This is a genomic window from Deltaproteobacteria bacterium (genome assembly GCA_020848745.1).
Taxonomy (GTDB): domain Bacteria; phylum Desulfobacterota; class Binatia; order UTPRO1; family UTPRO1; genus UTPRO1.
In genome coordinates, this window is record JADLHM010000074.1 from 1 (window position 1) to 15,921 (window position 15,921).

At 65.3% G+C, this 15,921-nt stretch carries 15 protein-coding genes and 1 tRNA gene; 5 read left to right on the top strand and 11 right to left on the bottom strand.

Annotated features, from left to right (window positions below; translation table 11 throughout):
* From IT293_11270 to tolQ, 3 genes are all read right to left on the bottom strand, one after another.
* Nucleotides 1–263, bottom strand: a 263-nt coding sequence (locus IT293_11270) for a hypothetical protein (protein MCC6765231.1), incomplete at its 3' end; no start/stop codon positions are given.
* A 56-nt stretch (nt 264–319) separates the two neighbouring features.
* On the bottom strand, nt 320–766 hold the full coding sequence (gene tolR / locus IT293_11275; protein MCC6765232.1) for a protein TolR: 447 nt from the start codon (nt 764–766) through the stop codon (nt 320–322).
* A 15-nt stretch (nt 767–781) separates the two neighbouring features.
* Nucleotides 782–1,453 (bottom strand): protein TolQ, encoded by a 672-nt coding sequence (gene tolQ / locus IT293_11280; GenBank protein MCC6765233.1) that lies wholly within the window; start codon nt 1,451–1,453, stop codon nt 782–784.
* Nucleotides 1,454–1,755: 302 nt separating this feature from the next.
* On the opposite strand from tolQ, the gene IT293_11285 reads away from it, so the two are divergent.
* The 5 genes from IT293_11285 (at nt 1,756) to IT293_11305 (ending at nt 5,297) form a co-directional block, all read left to right on the top strand.
* Nucleotides 1,756–2,931, top strand: a complete 1,176-nt coding sequence (locus tag IT293_11285) for a phosphoglycerate kinase (GenBank protein MCC6765234.1) — start codon at nt 1,756–1,758, stop codon at nt 2,929–2,931.
* A complete protein-coding gene (locus tag IT293_11290; protein MCC6765235.1) occupies nt 2,928–3,695 on the top strand; it encodes a triose-phosphate isomerase in 768 nt (255 codons plus the stop codon). Before IT293_11285 ends, IT293_11290 begins: the two co-directional genes overlap by 4 nt.
* A 14-nt stretch (nt 3,696–3,709) precedes the next feature.
* Nucleotides 3,710–4,180 carry a preprotein translocase subunit SecG gene (gene secG / locus IT293_11295; protein ID MCC6765236.1) on the top strand — a complete coding sequence of 157 codons (471 nt, stop codon included), beginning with the start codon at nt 3,710–3,712 and terminating at the stop codon, nt 4,178–4,180.
* Between the two features lie 85 nt (nt 4,181–4,265).
* A tRNA-Leu gene (locus IT293_11300) sits at nt 4,266–4,348 on the top strand.
* Between the two features lie 361 nt (nt 4,349–4,709).
* Nucleotides 4,710–5,297, top strand: a complete 588-nt coding sequence (locus IT293_11305) for a hypothetical protein (GenBank protein MCC6765237.1) — start codon at nt 4,710–4,712, stop codon at nt 5,295–5,297.
* Nucleotides 5,298–5,728: 431 nt separating this feature from the next.
* On the opposite strand, the gene IT293_11310 is transcribed toward IT293_11305, so the two are convergent.
* From IT293_11310 to IT293_11345, 8 genes are all read right to left on the bottom strand, one after another.
* Complete coding sequence (locus IT293_11310) at nt 5,729–6,169, bottom strand: helix-turn-helix domain-containing protein (protein MCC6765238.1); 441 nt, start codon at nt 6,167–6,169, stop codon at nt 5,729–5,731.
* 27 nt (nt 6,170–6,196) lie between these two features.
* Nucleotides 6,197–6,454 (bottom strand): hypothetical protein, encoded by a 258-nt coding sequence (locus tag IT293_11315; protein ID MCC6765239.1) that lies wholly within the window; start codon nt 6,452–6,454, stop codon nt 6,197–6,199.
* A gap of 210 nt (nt 6,455–6,664) precedes the next feature.
* The gene (locus IT293_11320) at nt 6,665–7,822 is read right to left on the bottom strand and encodes an AAA family ATPase (protein ID MCC6765240.1); all 1,158 of its coding nucleotides are present in this window, start codon (nt 7,820–7,822) and stop codon (nt 6,665–6,667) included.
* Nucleotides 7,816–8,079: a helix-turn-helix transcriptional regulator gene (locus IT293_11325; GenBank protein ID MCC6765241.1), complete on the bottom strand. Its 264-nt coding sequence runs from the start codon at nt 8,077–8,079 to the stop codon at nt 7,816–7,818. Before IT293_11325 ends, IT293_11320 begins: the two co-directional genes overlap by 7 nt.
* Nucleotides 8,080–8,344: 265 nt before the next feature.
* Nucleotides 8,345–9,562: a GIY-YIG nuclease family protein gene (locus IT293_11330; GenBank protein ID MCC6765242.1), complete on the bottom strand. Its 1,218-nt coding sequence runs from the start codon at nt 9,560–9,562 to the stop codon at nt 8,345–8,347.
* On the bottom strand, nt 9,555–11,636 hold the full coding sequence (locus IT293_11335; GenBank protein ID MCC6765243.1) for a DEAD/DEAH box helicase: 2,082 nt from the start codon (nt 11,634–11,636) through the stop codon (nt 9,555–9,557). Before IT293_11335 ends, IT293_11330 begins: the two co-directional genes overlap by 8 nt.
* Entirely contained in the window at nt 11,633–12,727 is a 1,095-nt protein-coding gene (locus IT293_11340; protein MCC6765244.1) for a hypothetical protein, read from the bottom strand. The genes IT293_11335 and IT293_11340 overlap by 4 nt, the downstream gene beginning before the upstream one ends.
* Nucleotides 12,724–15,510: a class I SAM-dependent DNA methyltransferase gene (locus IT293_11345; protein ID MCC6765245.1), complete on the bottom strand. Its 2,787-nt coding sequence runs from the start codon at nt 15,508–15,510 to the stop codon at nt 12,724–12,726. Before IT293_11345 ends, IT293_11340 begins: the two co-directional genes overlap by 4 nt.
* Nucleotides 15,511–15,921 lie beyond the last annotated feature (411 nt).

Sequence of the window (15,921 nt, forward strand, 5' to 3'; positions counted from 1 at the left end):
GGCGGGGGCGGCTCCGGCGGCGGCTTCTTCCTCGCGGCGGCCGCTCCCCCGATCGGCCCTTCGAGGAGCTCCCCGCCGAGCGCATTCGGATCGACGATCTCGACCGTGTACGCCGTCGGGTGCGGCGCCGACAGCGGGTGCGGGGCGAAGAAGATGAGCGCCACTGCGAGGAGATGGACGAGGATCGAGAGCGCGATGCCCGACGCGGACCACCCGCTGCCGCTCCGCGGTCCCTCATCGCGTCCCCGTCGTCGGTCCGCCATGGGACGCGCTCAACGCCCGGGGGCGCGTTCGGACGCGGCAGCGTCTGAGGATCGCCTCACCGCCGGCGCTCTCCCGCGCGGGCCGGCGCCGCCTCCGGAGCGGGCTCGGTCACCATGCCGAGCTTGCCGATGCCGGCCTCCTTGATCGCCGCGATGACGCCGACGACGTCCCCGTACGGCACGCTGCGGTCCGCGCGCAGCAGCACCGCCCGGTCCGGACGCGCCTGGCCGACGGCGGCGAGCTTCGCACGCAGCTCGGCGAGCGCGATCTGGTTGTCGTTCAAATAGACGGTGCCGTCCTTGGTGAGACCGACGACCAGCGGATCCTCCTGGCTGTTCAGGCCCGCCGCGCGGGTCTTCGGCAGGTCGACGCTCACCCCTTGCTGGATGATCGGCGCCGTCACCATGAAAATGACGAGGAGCACGAGCATCACGTCGACGAGCGGCGTGACGTTGATCTGGGCGATCGAGCCGCCCCCGCTGCCGCGACTATCGAACGCCATGGCCGCCCCCGCGCGTCATTTGAGGAAGTGCCGCTCGGCGATGTTCAGGAACTCGGACGCGAAGTTCTCCATCTCGGCCCCGAGCACCCGGACGCGGTCGGCAAAGTAGTTGTAGGCCATGACCGCGGGAATCGCGGCCGCGAGGCCTATCGCCGTCGCGATCAACGCCTCCGAGATGCCGGGCGCAACCGCCTGGATGCTCGACGACTGTGTCACGCTGAGGCCCCGAAAGGCGTTCATGATGCCCCATACCGTGCCGAAGAGTCCGACGAAGGGCGCCGCGCTCGCGGTCGTGGCGAGGAAGGTCAGCGACTTTTCGAGTTTCGTGGTCTCCTGCAGGGCCGCGCGCTTCATCGCGCGCTCGACGTTCTCGACGCCGCCGAGGTCGGTCGACATGTCGTCGCCCGGAGCGGCCTCGCGCTTGGCGCGCGTGATGCGCACCAGCTCCTGGTAGCCGGACCGGAAGACCTGGGCGACCGGGCTCGCCTTCAGATCGAGGCTCGCGGTGTTGATCGCGGTCAGGTTCTTGGCGTCCCAGAAGATGTCGATGAAGCGTTCCGACTCGCGCTCGGCGCGCCGCAACTGCCGACGCTTCGTGAAGATGATCGCCCAGCTCGCAACCGAGAACGCGACGAGGAGCAGCAGGACGAGCTGCACCACCGCGCCCGAACCGGTGACCATATCGATGATGGTCTCCTGCGGCCGCGCGATCGTGAGCGGCTCAGCAGACTGGACGACTACTTCGCGGACAGCGGATTCCCACATGCGCACCTCACGGCACCCTCGACCGTACACCCCACGCGCTTCCGTCTCGCGACGAGGCCGGCACGCTAGCCCAGGGGGGTGAGGCAGTCAATTACGCGTCGTTACAGGACAATTCGGTTGACGGCCGGCCGAACGCATGCGATACGACGCGCTTGCTCTCGCCCGCATCGGGTCCGGCGCCTCGGGCGTCGGCTGCATACGCGCGCGCACACAGGCACGAACGCATGGCCATCCGATACATCGACGAACTCGATCTCGTCGGCAAGCGGGTCTTCATCCGCGCCGACTTCAACGTCCCGCTGAAGAACGGTGCGATCACCGACGCGACCCGCATCGAAGCGGCCCTCCCAACGGTGCGGCATGCGATCGCCAACGGCGCCCACGTCGTGCTCGCGTCGCACCTCGGTCGTCCCAAGGGCGGCCCCGATCCGAAGCTCTCCCTGAAACCGGTCGCGGAGCGCCTTGCCGAGCTCCTGCACCTCCAGGTGGCGCTCGCGCCCGACTGCGTCGGCGCGGAGGTCGAACGGCTGGCGCGCGCGCTCGGTCGCCAGGACGTGCTGCTGCTCGAGAACCTCCGCTTCCATCCGGAAGAAGAGAAAAACGACCCCGGCTTCGCGAAGCAGCTCGCCGCCCTCGCCGACGTCTACGTCGACGACGCCTTCGGCGCCGCGCATCGCGCCCACGCATCGACCGAGGGCATGGCGCGGCTCGTGCCGGTGCGCGCCGCCGGCCTCCTCATGAAGAAGGAGGTCCAGGCGCTCTCGAAGATCACCGGGCACCCCGAACGGCCGCTAGTCGCGATCCTCGGCGGCGCCAAGGTCTCGGACAAGATCAAGGTGATCGAGCACCTGCTCGGCAAAGTGGACACCCTGCTCGTCGGCGGCGCCATGGCGTACACGTTCCTGCGCGCACAGGGAGCGGCCACGGGCGACTCCTTGGTCGAGGAGGATCGCGTCGACGTCGCCCGTCAGGTGCTCGCGCGCGCCAGGGACCTCGGCGTGACGCTCCACCTCCCCACCGACCATCTCGTCAGCACTGCGATCGACGGCAGCGCGCCGGCCGAGGTCACCACCAGCATCGGCGCGGGCAAGAAGGGCGTCGACGTCGGCCCCGCCACCGTGGCGCGTTATCGCGACGAGATCGCGAAAGCCCGCACGATCTTCTGGAACGGGCCCATGGGCGTCTTCGAGGTCGACGCCTTCAGCAAGGGCACCATGGCGATCGCCGACGCGCTCGCCGATAGCACCGCGCTCACCGTGGTCGGCGGGGGCGACTCGATCGCCGCACTGTCGCGCTCGGGCCGGAGCGCCGACATCACCCACATCTCGACGGGCGGCGGCGCGTCGCTCGAGTTCCTCGAGGGTCGCGTACTCCCCGGCCTGGCGGTGCTCGAACAATGAAGAAGACGACCGCACGCCGCCCGCTCCTCGCCGGCAACTGGAAGATGTACGCGACGCGCCCCGAAACGACGGCGCTGATCGACGCCATCAAGGAAGCCGCCGCCAGCACTCGCGATCGCGACGTGGTGGTCGCGCCGCCCTTCACCGCGCTCGAGACCGCGGCCCGGGCGCTCGCCGGCACGGCCATCGGCCTCGCCGCGCAGAACCTCCACGCCGAGCCGAAGGGCGCCTTCACCGGAGAGATCGCCGCCGAGATGTTGAAGGACGTCGGCTGCGGCTGGGTCATCATCGGCCACTCCGAGCGCCGGCAGTATTTCAACGAGACGAACGAGATGGTCCGGCAGAAGATCGGCGCCGCGCTGCGCGCCGGCCTGACCTCCATCGTCTGCATCGGCGAGACGCTGCGCGAACGGGAAGCCGACAACACCCTGCCCGTCATCGAGCGCCAGGTGCGCGAAGGCCTCACCGGCCTCTCGCGGGACGCCGTGAAGAGCCTCGTCATCGCCTACGAGCCGGTGTGGGCCATCGGCACCGGCAAGACGGCCACGCCGGAGCAAGCGGAAGAGGTCCACGCCGCCATCCGAGGGCTGCTCCGCGAGTTCGCCGGCGAGACCGGCGCCGAGGCCGTCAGGATCCTGTACGGCGGCAGCGTCAAGGCCGACAACGTCGACGCCCTGATGGCGCAGCCAGACATCGACGGCGCGCTCGTTGGCGGCGCGAGCCTCGACGCCGCCGCATTCAGCCGCATCATCGCGTTTCAATAGGAGCTCGTGACCCCATGACCATTCTCATCACCGTCGTCCACGTGATCGCCTGCTTCATCCTCGTGCTCGTGGTGCTCCTGCAGGCCGGCAAGGGCGCCGACATGGGCGCCGTCTTCGGCGGCGCCAGCAGCACGATCTTCGGCAGCAGCGGCGCGGGGAACTTCCTCACCCGCCTCACGACCGGCGCCGCCATCGTCTTCATGACGACGTCGCTCGCCCTCACCTACGTCGGCTCGCACGGAGGCCACTCGACGATCATGCCGGAGACTGGCATGCCCAAGGCCGGGTCGCTCGAGCCCGCGGCCGACGCCGGGGCCGGGGCCGAGCCCGGCGCCGCCGCCGACTCGGAGGCCGCCGCGGTCGCCGACGGCGCGCCCGCCGCCGCCCCCGCGGAAGGCGGCGCTGCGCCGGTCGCCGAGGGCGAGGACGCCGCACCCGCCGGACAAGCGCCCCCCGCGGCCGAGCCCCCGCCCGCCGCGCCGTAGCACCGGGCGCCGACTGTCGAGAGCGTTCGCCGGCGCACGCTCTCGACAGTCGGCGATCGCGATGGTACCTCTCGACCGCTGTCACGCGAGGATGGCGAAATGGCAGACGCGCTAGTTTGAGGGGCTAGTGGGGTAACACCCGTGGGGGTTCAAGTCCCCCTCCTCGCATTTGGTTTTCTCGCGACTTAGCACTTCGTCGCGTTGCACCGGGGACAGGTAACCGGGGACACGTCTCGGTTTCATCCTCCAGCAGGCTCGCAAGGCGGCGTAGCTCGCGACGGTCATCATTCGGCATCCACTTCGCGTAGTGCGCCTTGAGCGTGGCGAGCGCGACGCCGGTCTGCTTCTCGACCCACCACGGGTCCTGCACCCGTTGGAGCGCGATCGAGACGTACGTGTCCTTCGTGCAGTAGAGACCACGCACCCTGAGTCCGAGCGCGCGTAGGCAGTCGTACCAGTGCTCCGAGAACGCCTTCGGCTCGATCGGTGCCCCCGTCGTGCTCGTGAAGACCGGCGCATCGGGTCGGACATGCAGCGGCGCAAGCGCACGCAGGACCCGCACCGTCTCGGGCAACAGCTCGACCGTGCGCCGCGCGCTCTTGGTCTTGGGCTCGCCGTATGCGCCGGAATGGAAGGACCGCCGGACTCGCAGCACGCCACGCGCAAGATCGATGTCCTGCCACTGGAGGCCCGACGCCTCGCTCGGCCGGAGTCCCGACCAGAACAGGAGATGCACGTAGCCGTGGAACGACGGATGCGGCAGACGGCGGACGCCGCGCGAGCCGGCGACCGGCGGGAAGCCGAAGCGCTTCGCCGCAAACCAGCCGCAGACGCGCCGCACGTCGGCCAACTCGAACGGATCGGCTTCCGGCTGCTGCCAGGTCGGCCACACGAGCCCCACGAAAATATCACGCGTCACCAGGTCGTCGACGCGGGCGGCGCGGATCATCGCACGGAGCGTCCCGTTCACGATGTTGCGGACGTACTTGACCGAGATCGGTCCCGTGACGGGCGGTCGCCCCTTCTGCTCGGCCCGCGGGCGCGCCAGCAGTTGCCGCTGGAGGTCGTGGACATCCTTCGGCCGGAGCGCCGCGATGGGAAGATCTCCGAACAGTGAGGGCGAATCGTCGGTGCCCACGCTTGTCTCAAGGAAGTAGTCGCCATGGCGCGAGTAGTCCCGGAGCAATGCGGGACGGATGACTGGTGGCGTCTGGGCCGCAGCGGCACGCTGGCGCACCATCCACGCCTTGTAGTAGCCGCGCACGGTCACTACGGGGACCGGCGGTGTCGGCGCGTCGGAAGCGCCGGGTTTGGGCACCGGCGCAGGCTTCAGCAACGGCTCGATCTCCGCGAGCGTCCGGCCGGCGCGTATGAGCGCGCTCACGACTCGCGCTTGCGTCCGCGCTGCGATGCGGTTCTCGGGCGTGTCGGCCGCGATCGCGCGTGCAACGTGGCGCACGCCTCCGTGCCCGGGCACGCGGAGCCGCAAGCGGAGACGGCCGCCGTGCACTTCAACCGAGCAGCCGCCGTAGTCTTTCCGTCGCTTCCTCAATCGCGATCACCTCTGCGCCGCGCGGCGCCGTGGCTGGCCCCGCGGTCTCGCGTGCGGACTCCCCGTGCTCGATCAACTCGACGATCGCCGCCCACTTGAAGATCAGCCGCCCGCGGGGTCCGTCCTGGAAGTAGTGCACGCCGCGGCGTAACTCGCCGCGCTGTACCTTTTTCCGAACAGCCTCGACGCTCCACGGCGTCAGCGTGGCGAGTTCGTCGGCGTACAGATAGGGCTTCGCCTGCTGCGCGTTCACGGGGCCGACTCGGCCTCGCCTGCACCGCCAGCAACTGCATCAGCCGGGCCGCCGACTCCCGTACAGCCATCTCGCCGCGCTCCCAACGTGCCACGCTGTTCGGTGTAACGCCCACCAGAGCTGCAAACTCGGACTGCGAGAGGCGCAGACGATCGCGAATGGCACGCACTTCCCCTCCCGTCATCGTGGGCGGCTCTATACGTGACGTCGCTCATCGCGGCAACCGCGTTCCTGCATCCGACCTCCGCCGCAGGGCTGCGAGCGCGGCGAGAAGCTGGCGCAACGTGGTGTGCACCTCCGTGTCCGCGGCGCCGGCCGCGATGTGGTTGACCGCGCGCATGAACGCGACCAGAACGGCAACGGCGTCAGGGTCGCCGTCGAGGGCCGGAGCGAGCGCAGGACCGTAGTCGTGGCCCACTACGTCGAGCAATGCGCCGACGGCCGCGCGCAGGAGTGCTGCGGCGGTCATCGCCCGCCCTCGGGACACCGGCGCGTGCCGCGCGCGGCGGTGGCCGGCCGCGTCATCTCGCCAAGCTCGTCGCGCAGGTCCAGCGGCACCGGCTCGACCGCCAGAGGTTCGAAATCGCCATAGCCGGCCGTAGCTTGGCACGCCTTGCATGACGGCGCCGCCATGCGTGGTAGCGCGCCCCCCGAGCGGCGCGGATCGTCGACGAGACCGTCATCCGGGCCATCCGTCCCGTGATGCGAGGTCGAGCGGGTAGTCCGCATCCGTGGGCGGCGGTTCGTCGCGGTCGGCACTACCGCCGCCACCACCGCCGTCACCGCCACCCCTAAAGGGGTGTGGCTGTGGCTGGCTGTAGTTGTGGGCAGCCAGGTCAGAGCCATTGGCTGTGGTCTGGCTGTTCATGGCTGTAGCGCTTCGGTTCTCGACGACGCGGTACTGGTCCCCATCTTTCCCGACAAGGCCGAGGCCGAGGAGCGTGGTGCGTGCTCGGCGCATCGACGTGTCGGTTAGCCCGCTCGCCTGCCGCCATGCCGTGTACGTCGCGCCCTCCGTACCCAGGCGCGCCAGCGTCTCTAGGGCATGCTGGTGCTTCGGGGTGAGCCGGGACGATCGCGTGGTTCCGGCGCTCACGTCGACGAGCTGCAACACGCACGCGGACTCGCCGCCGGGGAGCACGACCGGCAGCAGGCGCAGGGTGCGCGGGGCGAACAGTTCGGTGTCCTTCGCCTTGATGCAGGTGAGCCGCAACACTCCGTCGTCCTCGGACGCGAGCTGCATCGCCGTATCGACGGCGCCGAGCAGCGCGCCACTGCCCCGCGCGTCGGTCTTGCCCTTGCTCGGATGGTGGAGGAGGAGCACGGCACCTTCGGTCGCGGCGCGGATGCGGTCACACGCAGCCACCGCCTTCCCCATGTCGCTCGCCGAATTCTCGTCGCCGCCGCCGAAGCAGCGCGCGAGCGTGTCGAGCACGACCAGCACGGGCGGCATGGCGGTGAGCGTCGCCAGGAGTGCGTTGACATGTGACTCGTTCAGCAGATTGATGGCCTCGGTCACAAATCGGATGGGGACGGTGCGGCGGTCGACCGTGGGATGCAGCGCGAGCCAGGCGTCAACGCGCTTCGGCAGGCCCGCGAGGCCTTCGCCGCTTACGTACACGACGGGGCCGGTCGCGACCGCTTCCCCGAGCCACGGCATGCCGGTCGAGATGCTGAGCGATAGACCCACCGCGAGCGTGGACTTGCCGGTGCCGGGCGGTGCAATCACGATGTACAGACCGCCCCATTGCAGGAGCCTACCTGCCAGCGGGCGCGTGGGCGGGAGGGCCGCCAGGTCGTCAAGCGAGAGCAGCCGAACCCGCGGGCGGGTCAGCATCGCTGCACCTCCAGCGCGGGTGGCGGGAGCACTGCGTCCGTCCATGACCGGATCGGGTCGACGCCGAGATGCGTCAGCGCCTCGTAGGGCGTCAGCTCAAGAACGAGGGCCAGACGCGCCGCGAGGCCGGGCGGCAGCGTGGCGCGTCCCTGCTCGACGCGCCGCAGTCGAGCCGCCGTCGTTGGGATCGCAGCGGCGAGAGCGGCGAGTGACCACCCTAGCTGTTCGCGGCGCTGCGCGAGGAGGTTATCCGCCACGGCTTGGGCATGATCCACACCCGTGCATCACACGCACCGCTATAAGAGAGCGAGCCCGACGACAGCGCTAAGTCTTACGCGTTTTGCCGATGAACGTCGACGCGCGAGCGACCATCAACGACTTGGCCGCGATCCACGACGCGACCGGCTGCCACCCGCAACGTCGTGGCGACATCATGCGCATCGCTGGGGTCGCCGATTGGTCGATACGCCCCTGGTCCCGCATGCGATCCGTTCGGCCGGATGGCCGCCTCTTGCGGCGGACTTAGCCCGACGTCTGACCCTTCGCGCGCGACGCGGAAACCGCTTTAACCAGCCGCGCTGTGTTGGGGTCGTAGACGTAGTTGGTTATGGTCCCGTCCTTGATTCGTTCTACGGCCTCGTCAATGACGAACAAGGGAACGAGGAACCATTCCTGTGGTTGCACAGGACGACCGAAGCGGTCGTTGATTGTGATGTTCAGCCGCGCCGATCCAAACAGCCTGTGAAACAGGTTCTCCATTCGCGTGCGGTTGATGCCCGCTAGCTTGTAGGTCGCAACCACCTCAGCCTTAGCCAGGAGGTACGTGGCGTCATGCTCCGCGTCCGCAATCCGGGTTTCCACTTTGCTGCCGGTCACGCCGATCTTGTGGATCAGATCGCGGTGCTCCGCGACATAGGGATGATCGGACAGCGATCGCAGGACATAGATCGTGCCACTCTCCACGTCGTCCGCTTCCAACTCGCCCCCAAACGACAACTGTCCGCTCTCCGGCGAAACCAGCCGCCGCGCGGCGGGATCGTTGTAGAACGCGCGTTGAAGCGAGCGCAGCAATAGATTGCTCTCGGTGCCGTTGGCGAAGACGGCCCGCAAACGGCGATCCACTTCCCCGGCGGTCGTCTTCAACGGCTCGCCCACCTCGGCGATGTAGAGGATGATGCCGTCGAGGACGAAGAAGTCTCCGGCGTCAATTACGCGGCGGCCCGCCTCGATGGGCTGGGCCTGGCGCAGGCCCGTCCTGACGTCCGCCTCTACTCGATCAAACAGCGGCTTGAACGTTTCGAAGTCCTCGCACCGCTTGCGGTCGGCGATCTCCTCGGCGGCGCGTTTATCTGCACTGGTGCGGACGTGGCGCAGGACGGTGATGTCATCGGGGGTGGTCGTGCTCCCGAGTTCGGCAGCCAGTTTGTCGACGTCGTAATCGGCCAAGCCTTCGCCGACTCTCGTTGCGCCATCCAGCAAGCCCTGATGATCGAGCGACGCCAGCAGTGTGCGGCAGTTCGGTAGGGTGCGCAGTCGGTCAAGGCGCACGGCGTACAGCCTCTCGAAGATATCGCGGTCTTCCCCGTGTTGCGGAGCGCGATCGTGCTTCTCGACGAAACGCTGGATTTCCTCGAACCCGGCTATGACGCGCTCCTCTCTCGGCGGACGTCCGCCCTTGGCTTCCGGGGCGGCGAACTCCGAAAGCTCCGCCGCTAATTCGTCGAGGTTGGGGTCACTCATAGTAGCGACCCTCCTTCTTGAAGCGCATGAAGGCGGACGCGCCTTCGGCCATGCGGCGCTCCCACGCATCCTGCGAGTCGAGCGCGGGCACGCGCCCCCGTTCCCTCTTGAACTGGACCGCGCGCACGGCCAGCTCCTTCGCCTCTTCCGGCGTCAGGTTCGTGCGCTTGGCAGAAATAGCCGCCGCAACTTGCTTCAAGCTGTCTTCGCTCATGGTCTTAGCGAGGATCGCGTAGGCTTCGCCGAAGGGATTGATGCGGTCGATCAGGTCGATGTCCAGCTCGCGCACATCCATCGCAAAGCGGCGCACGCCTTCGATCAGGGCGGTGTTGGGGGCGGTTTCCTCGCTTCCGCCGCCCGTCGCAAGCTGCTTTGCCTGCTGCGTGAGGATGAGGGCCGCAACGGCGTGCTGTCGGACGGATTCCTGATCTTCCGCGTCAAGATCAGGGTACTTGTCCTTGATAATCTTGCCCATGCGAACCTGCGTTAGTTCTTCCGGCACCAGTTCTTCATCGAACAAGCCGCGCTCGATAGCGGTCTTGTCCTGAATGAAGGTGGCGATCACTTCGTTCAGGTCCTCCTGGCAGATACGCGCGGCCTCCTTGCTCTTGGGTTCAGCGAGGCCCTTGATCTCGATCTGCACCTGTCCGGTCTGGTGGTTGAACCCAACGTTGGACCTTTCGGGATCGTAGCCGGCCCTGCCGTAGTCGAAGTCAGGCGTCGGACCGCTGTCCACGTTCTTGGGCCTAAACTCGAAGCGCGGGGCGAGGACCTGTTCCATCAGGAGGCTTGCGGCGATCGCCTTCAAGGTGTCGTTGACGGCCTCGGTTACGGTTTCCTCAGAGGCATCCGGCTCGGCGATCAGGTTGGTGAACCTCGCGCGAGTCTTGCCGGGCGCGTCGCGGGTCGCGCGACCGATGATCTGCACGATCTCTGTAAGACTGGCGCGATAGCCGACGGTGAGCGCATGTTCGCACCAAATCCAATCGAAGCCTTCCTTCGCCATGCCTAGCGCGATGATGATGTCTACGTAGTCCTGGTTGTTCTTCTGCGCCGAATCCTTGAGCGCGGCGGACACGCGGTCGCGCTTAGCAGCGTCGTCATCGACGAGATCGGCGATGCGCAGCACCTGACCATCGGGCCGCTTAACAAGCTGGAAGCCCGTGGTCGCATCGACGCCCTGCCATTCGCCCAGCGCCTCGATGATATGCTCCACCTCGCGCATCTTGTCTTTTGTGCTTTCGCGCGAATTGACGTTGGGGATGTGGATGATCGTCTTCTCGGCAGGGTTTAGGACCTTAAGGATGTCATCAACGTAAGGCCCGCTGTAGAAGAAGTAGCCGATGTCGAGTTGCTTTAGGTACTCGTAGCCGTTGAGCTGCTCGTAGTACGTGTAGGTTACGGTATCGAACTTAGCTTCGTCGGACGGACTCAGCACGGCCTGGGCATCCCCGCGAAAGTAGGAGCCCGTCATGGCGACAATGTGCGTGCGCCCCCGTGCAATGAACTGCCCGAGGTGCGTGCCCAGCTTGTTGTCGGGGTTCGTTGAAACGTGGTGGAACTCATCGACCGCGATCAGGCGGTCGTCGAAGGCCTCCACGCCGTAGGCATCGACAGCGAAGCGGAACGTCGCGTGGGTGCAGACCAGCACCTTGTCGTCGCCGTCGAGGAACGTACCGAGTGACCTGACCTTGCCCCCATTGTCGTTGCCTGGTGCGTTACAGAGGTTCCACTTCGGCTCGACGTGCCAGTCGGCCCAGAAGCCGAATTTTGACAGCGGCTCGTCGTTGAAGCTGGCCCCGATGGACTTCTCCGGCACGACAATGACGGCCTGTTTCAGGCCTTGATTCGTGAGCTTGTCGAGTGCGATGAACATCAACGCCCGGCTCTTCCCTGATGCGGGCGGCGATTTGATGAGCAGGTACTGCTCGCCCCGCCTCTCGTAGGCGCGTTCCTGCATCGGCCGCATCCCCAGGGCATTGGCCTTGGTCGATGCGCCGTTGCGGGCGTAGATGACAGATACGGAAGGGACGTTCTGTGCGCCCTTGCAATCGCCGCCGGGACCGCTCGTCAAAACACACCCCACTCGCGCCCACTTGCCATGTGGAACGCCCCGTCGATTGCACTGCTCTTCTTGAGCCATTGAGCTTTCGCCGCTTTGGTTCCAATGGTCAGCTCGAAGACGCGCGGCTTGGTTCTCACAAAAAGCAAACACTCATTGTCGTAGGCAGGTGGCCCGCCAGCTCCGGGTATTGGCAGGACGAGCTTGTCCATCTTGTTGTCGCTGTAGGTCAACGAAAACAGAGTTGCTGGACCGCTATCGAAGCCAATCCTCACGTCACCGACGTGTGTATTTTTAGGGATAGTGGTGGACGGAAAGCCAAAGAATACCCTTGAGAGGCGCTTCATCATGAGCTGATTGCCGGGCAACTTGGGGCCGCGGTTCTTGGTGATGTTCCCGGCATCAATCCAGAAATGGGTACATACGCGCAGTTTCTGCAATTCTTTGGTTGATAGGGTTCCGCGTCCAGTGTCGGTGCTCGCGACGTCGTCCTCTGTAGGAGCTGGGGCCTTCAAATTGTCCCTGTGCTCAAAGAGCCGGCGGTAGCCGGTAAATAGCGCCGGAGTCAACCGCGTGGCGTTGTTCCACGTTCTTGAGAACCAAGCACGCATGGATTGCATAGCGGCAGCGGCGGTGGGCTCAGTCGGCCCGGCCCGATTGACACTGACGACAAGTCCGGCTTCGACGCCACGCAACAATCCTGATCTAGACATATTGCCGGATCCCGCGAGCGCGTAGTCGCGCAGATCGGTCCGGACAAGGAACGTCTTCGGATGGAAGGGCATCTTAGGAGCGCCTCCGTGATCCAGGCAGAAGCGGGCATCATGGATTCTCACTGAAGACTTCGGAACCTTGAGTAGGCTGGCAAGGGCCACTGGCTCGGTGCGACAGTAGTCGAAGGACGTGATCCACCTCTTTGGAACGCCGCTCCATGCCTCGCCGAGGGTCTCCGCCAACCTTTTGAGCAGTTCGTAGGCACCGCCCGACGTTACATAGGCAACCGCCACGTCGATGCTCTCCACAGCGCCGTCCTGCAAGATGGCTTGAAGTGCATCAAGAGTAGTGCGGGGAGCAGGCTGGGCAATGTAGTCAACTCGGCTCATGCGCGTCTCCGTCCCGGGAAAGTGGCCCTTTCAATGGTGGCACCTTCCTTCTGCGTGCTGGCGTACAAGGTGAACAACTTTTCGAGACGTTCCGTGTCATTTCGGAACTGGCGCCCTATGTAGATACGCTCAAGAACTTCGTCATTGCGGGAATGCGCTTGGCGCAGATTTTCGGGCATTGCCTCAGGCTCGTAGAGGTCAGCGCTTGTTGAGGGGAAGTGGACTTCGCGTGCGAGGAGGATGTCCTCGGCACAATGAGTGAGGTCAACCTCATTCTTATGGGTGAGAGTCGGGATTGGAAAGGTGTTCCATCCCAATGTGTTCGAGTATCGATAGTCCGTCTTCAACTTCCCGCAGACCGCAGCGATCCAAACGAGATGAAGACGCGACGCAATCAAAGCCAGATGCCAGAGCGGTGCGTCGTAGAGCGCGAAGGCGCTATCGGCGACAACTGTGCCCGCATCCAGAAGCCCAACCGGAAGATAAGGGCGGCGCTCCGAACTATGGCGTGGAACGATAAGCGTCAGCCGCTGCGCGTTTCCCTGTATTTGAACGAATCGGTAGGGCGCTTTGGCATAGTCGCGCGTAGAGCCAGCCTTGCTAGACAACCGCATGGCCCGTACGGCTTCGAGGCGTCGAGCGACCGTCGGAGAGCGAGCGGCGTCGGCCCATTGATCTTGCTCAATCCAGAGGCAGTATCGGACCTTGCCCTGAATGAAATCCTCTGAGCCGACAAAGCGCCTCAGGTACCTTTTGAAAATTGTGTCACTAGGATCTGTGCCCGCCTTGTCTTCAGGCGATACAAGAAGATGCCCACCGTCGCGCGGCATGTTGCCGAAGAGCATAGGAGCGCGGTCCTTCGGCGGGTCACGTCGGGCTTCGATGACGAGATTGGGGGCATCTACCAGATAGGGGTTAATGTTGCCGCACACCCGTTCGAGGGCCGTTCCGTCGGCGTCAAGCGTGTAGAGACGCTTCCTCTTTCCAGCGACATTCGATAGTCCGACGATGATTACGATGACGCCCGCGTTATGACTGGCCAAGTTCGACCACTTGAATGAAGTGTGGGCGAACTCGATCGCGTGACCTGTGGCAAAGATGGACGGCCAGAAGAGCGAGACCTGTTGACCTTGGCAAATCGAATTCGTCACCACAAACGCGGAACTCGCACTCGTCTGAAGGCCGTACTCCGCTGCCTTCATGAGCCATCCGGCAACATAGTCGAGCGACTTCCAGCCTTCCAAGCGACCATCGAATACGGCGGATAAGTCGGATTTCTGTTCTTCTGACTGAAGTTTGTTGCCCAGGTACGGGGGATTCCCGCAGATGTAGGTCTCGCCGCCTTCGTTCTCGAAGTCGATTTCCGCTTGTTCGAGGGGCGTATCGAACAGGTCGTCCGCCTGCACCTTCACGCTCCTACCTGTAGGCGGGCAGATGGTCAGCCAGTCGAGCCGAAGAGCGTTGCCGCAGGTGATCCAATTCTCGTCGCGCAGAGGCAGGAATTCGGCCAAGGCCAGCTTTTGCCCCCGGTACACCACGTCGCATTGATACTCGGCGATGATTAGCGCGAGGCGGGCAATTTCCGCCGGAAAGTCGCGCAGCTCGATCCCGCGAAAGTTCGTGAGCGGAATTCCAGAGCTACGATGCCGCTCGCCGCGTCGCTCGTTGATCTCGGCCTCGATCGCGCGCATCTCCTTGTAGGCGATGACGAGGAAGTTGCCGGAACCGCAGGCGGGGTCGAAGACCCTCATCTTCGTCATGCGCTTGCGTAGGTTGAGCAGGGTGCGGGGGTTGTCGCCTGCCTCTGCCAATCGTGCGCGCAAGTCGTCTAGGAAGAGCGGGTTCAGGACCTTCAGGATGTTGGGGACGCTGGTGTAGTGCATCCCCAACTCGCCGCGCTCCTCGTCCTCGGCGACGGCTTGGATCATCGACCCGAAGATGTCGGGGTTGATCTTGGTCCAGTCGAGACTGCCGACGTGCAGGAGGTATGACCGCGCGATCTTGCTGAACTTCGGCACATCCATGGTGCCGGAAAACAAGCCGCCGTTCACGTATGGAAAGTCGTCGGCCCAGCGAGGAATGTTGGCCGCTGCCCGTTCGTCCCGCTTGGTGTTCATGGCAAGGAACAACGTGCCGATTACCGCGTGCGTGTTGGACGAGTCCTTCGCGCTCATCTGCGCGACAGTTTCGGTGAACTTGCCCTTGCCGACGAAGATCTCGGTATCCTCGGCGAAGAAGCAGAAGATGAGCCGCGCCATGAAGTGGTTCATGTCGTGGCGGCGCTCGGCCTTGCCCCAATCGGGGTTGTCGCGCAGAAGTTCGACGTAGAGCCGATTGAGGCGGCTGGTCGCCCGGATGTCGAAGGCGTTCTCGCTGATCTGCCGGACGGTGGTGATTCCCGCGAGCGGCAGGAAGAATCCGAAGTGGTCGGGGAAGTCCTGGAAGGCGCAAGCGACCGTCTCGCCGCCTGTCAGCTCTTCCGCCTCGAAGTCGTTGCCGTCAGTAGCAAGGACGAACTTCGCCTTGGCTTTGGCGGTAGCCGGGCTGTCCTTGAGCGCGTTGAGTGCCCGCGACACCTGCCCTGCCTCGCAGGTCAGGATGTGAATGTTGTTGGTCTGGAGCACACCGCCGAGGTCGGACTTGTTCGAAGCCCCAGCGCGAAGGCGCTTGATTGTCGTCTCCTTGTTACCGAAAGCTTCAAGGAAGGCGTAGGGGAACGTCGCGGGGTCAAAGGGCTGCTCCGCAAGGTCTGTGATCGCCTGCTCGATCTCAACGGCGTTCAACGCTATTTGCCCTCTCTGGCGCATCCAGGATCTTTCGCCGTGGACGCTCGGCACTGCGCTGTTGTCGGTTACGTACTCCCGCATGAACCGCCGGAGTACTTCTGCGGGTGGGCGAAGCGGCGAGGGTCGTGTTGTCGTCGACCATGGTGGTTCCTGCCTACTTGATACATTCTCGGGTAGCGCCCGCCGCAGGCTAGGGGCTCCCTCAGGAGTGCAGGCGGGCACGGCCGCAGTCCTGAGGGCATCGAGGCGCCGTGATATAGCGCGGAAGAACGCGGTTGTTCCACGCCCGTCGACTCATGGCCCAAGCAACTTACGCAGCGCGTGGATACGCCTGTGCCGACGAGGGGCGCGACGCAGCCGACAGGGCGAAGTCCTCTAGAGCCACACACAGCGCCGACCGCGACTCGT

Excerpts from the sequence above, each read along its gene's own strand:
- tolR (MCC6765232.1), bottom strand. The coding sequence starts at position 766 with ATGGCGTTCGATAGTCGCGGCAGCGGGGGCGGCTCGATCGCCCAGATC.
- IT293_11285 (MCC6765234.1), top strand. The coding sequence starts at position 1,756 with ATGGCCATCCGATACATCGACGAACTCGATCTCGTCGGCAAGCGGGTC.
- IT293_11290 (MCC6765235.1), top strand. The coding sequence starts at position 2,928 with ATGAAGAAGACGACCGCACGCCGCCCGCTCCTCGCCGGCAACTGGAAG.
- secG (MCC6765236.1), top strand. The coding sequence starts at position 3,710 with ATGACCATTCTCATCACCGTCGTCCACGTGATCGCCTGCTTCATCCTC.
- IT293_11305 (MCC6765237.1), top strand. The coding sequence starts at position 4,710 with ATGCAGCGGCGCAAGCGCACGCAGGACCCGCACCGTCTCGGGCAACAG.
- IT293_11310 (MCC6765238.1), bottom strand. The coding sequence starts at position 6,169 with ATGACGGGAGGGGAAGTGCGTGCCATTCGCGATCGTCTGCGCCTCTCG.
- IT293_11315 (MCC6765239.1), bottom strand. The coding sequence starts at position 6,454 with ATGACCGCCGCAGCACTCCTGCGCGCGGCCGTCGGCGCATTGCTCGAC.
- IT293_11320 (MCC6765240.1), bottom strand. The coding sequence starts at position 7,822 with ATGCTGACCCGCCCGCGGGTTCGGCTGCTCTCGCTTGACGACCTGGCG.
- IT293_11330 (MCC6765242.1), bottom strand. The coding sequence starts at position 9,562 with ATGAGTGACCCCAACCTCGACGAATTAGCGGCGGAGCTTTCGGAGTTC.
- IT293_11340 (MCC6765244.1), bottom strand. The coding sequence starts at position 12,727 with ATGAGCCGAGTTGACTACATTGCCCAGCCTGCTCCCCGCACTACTCTT.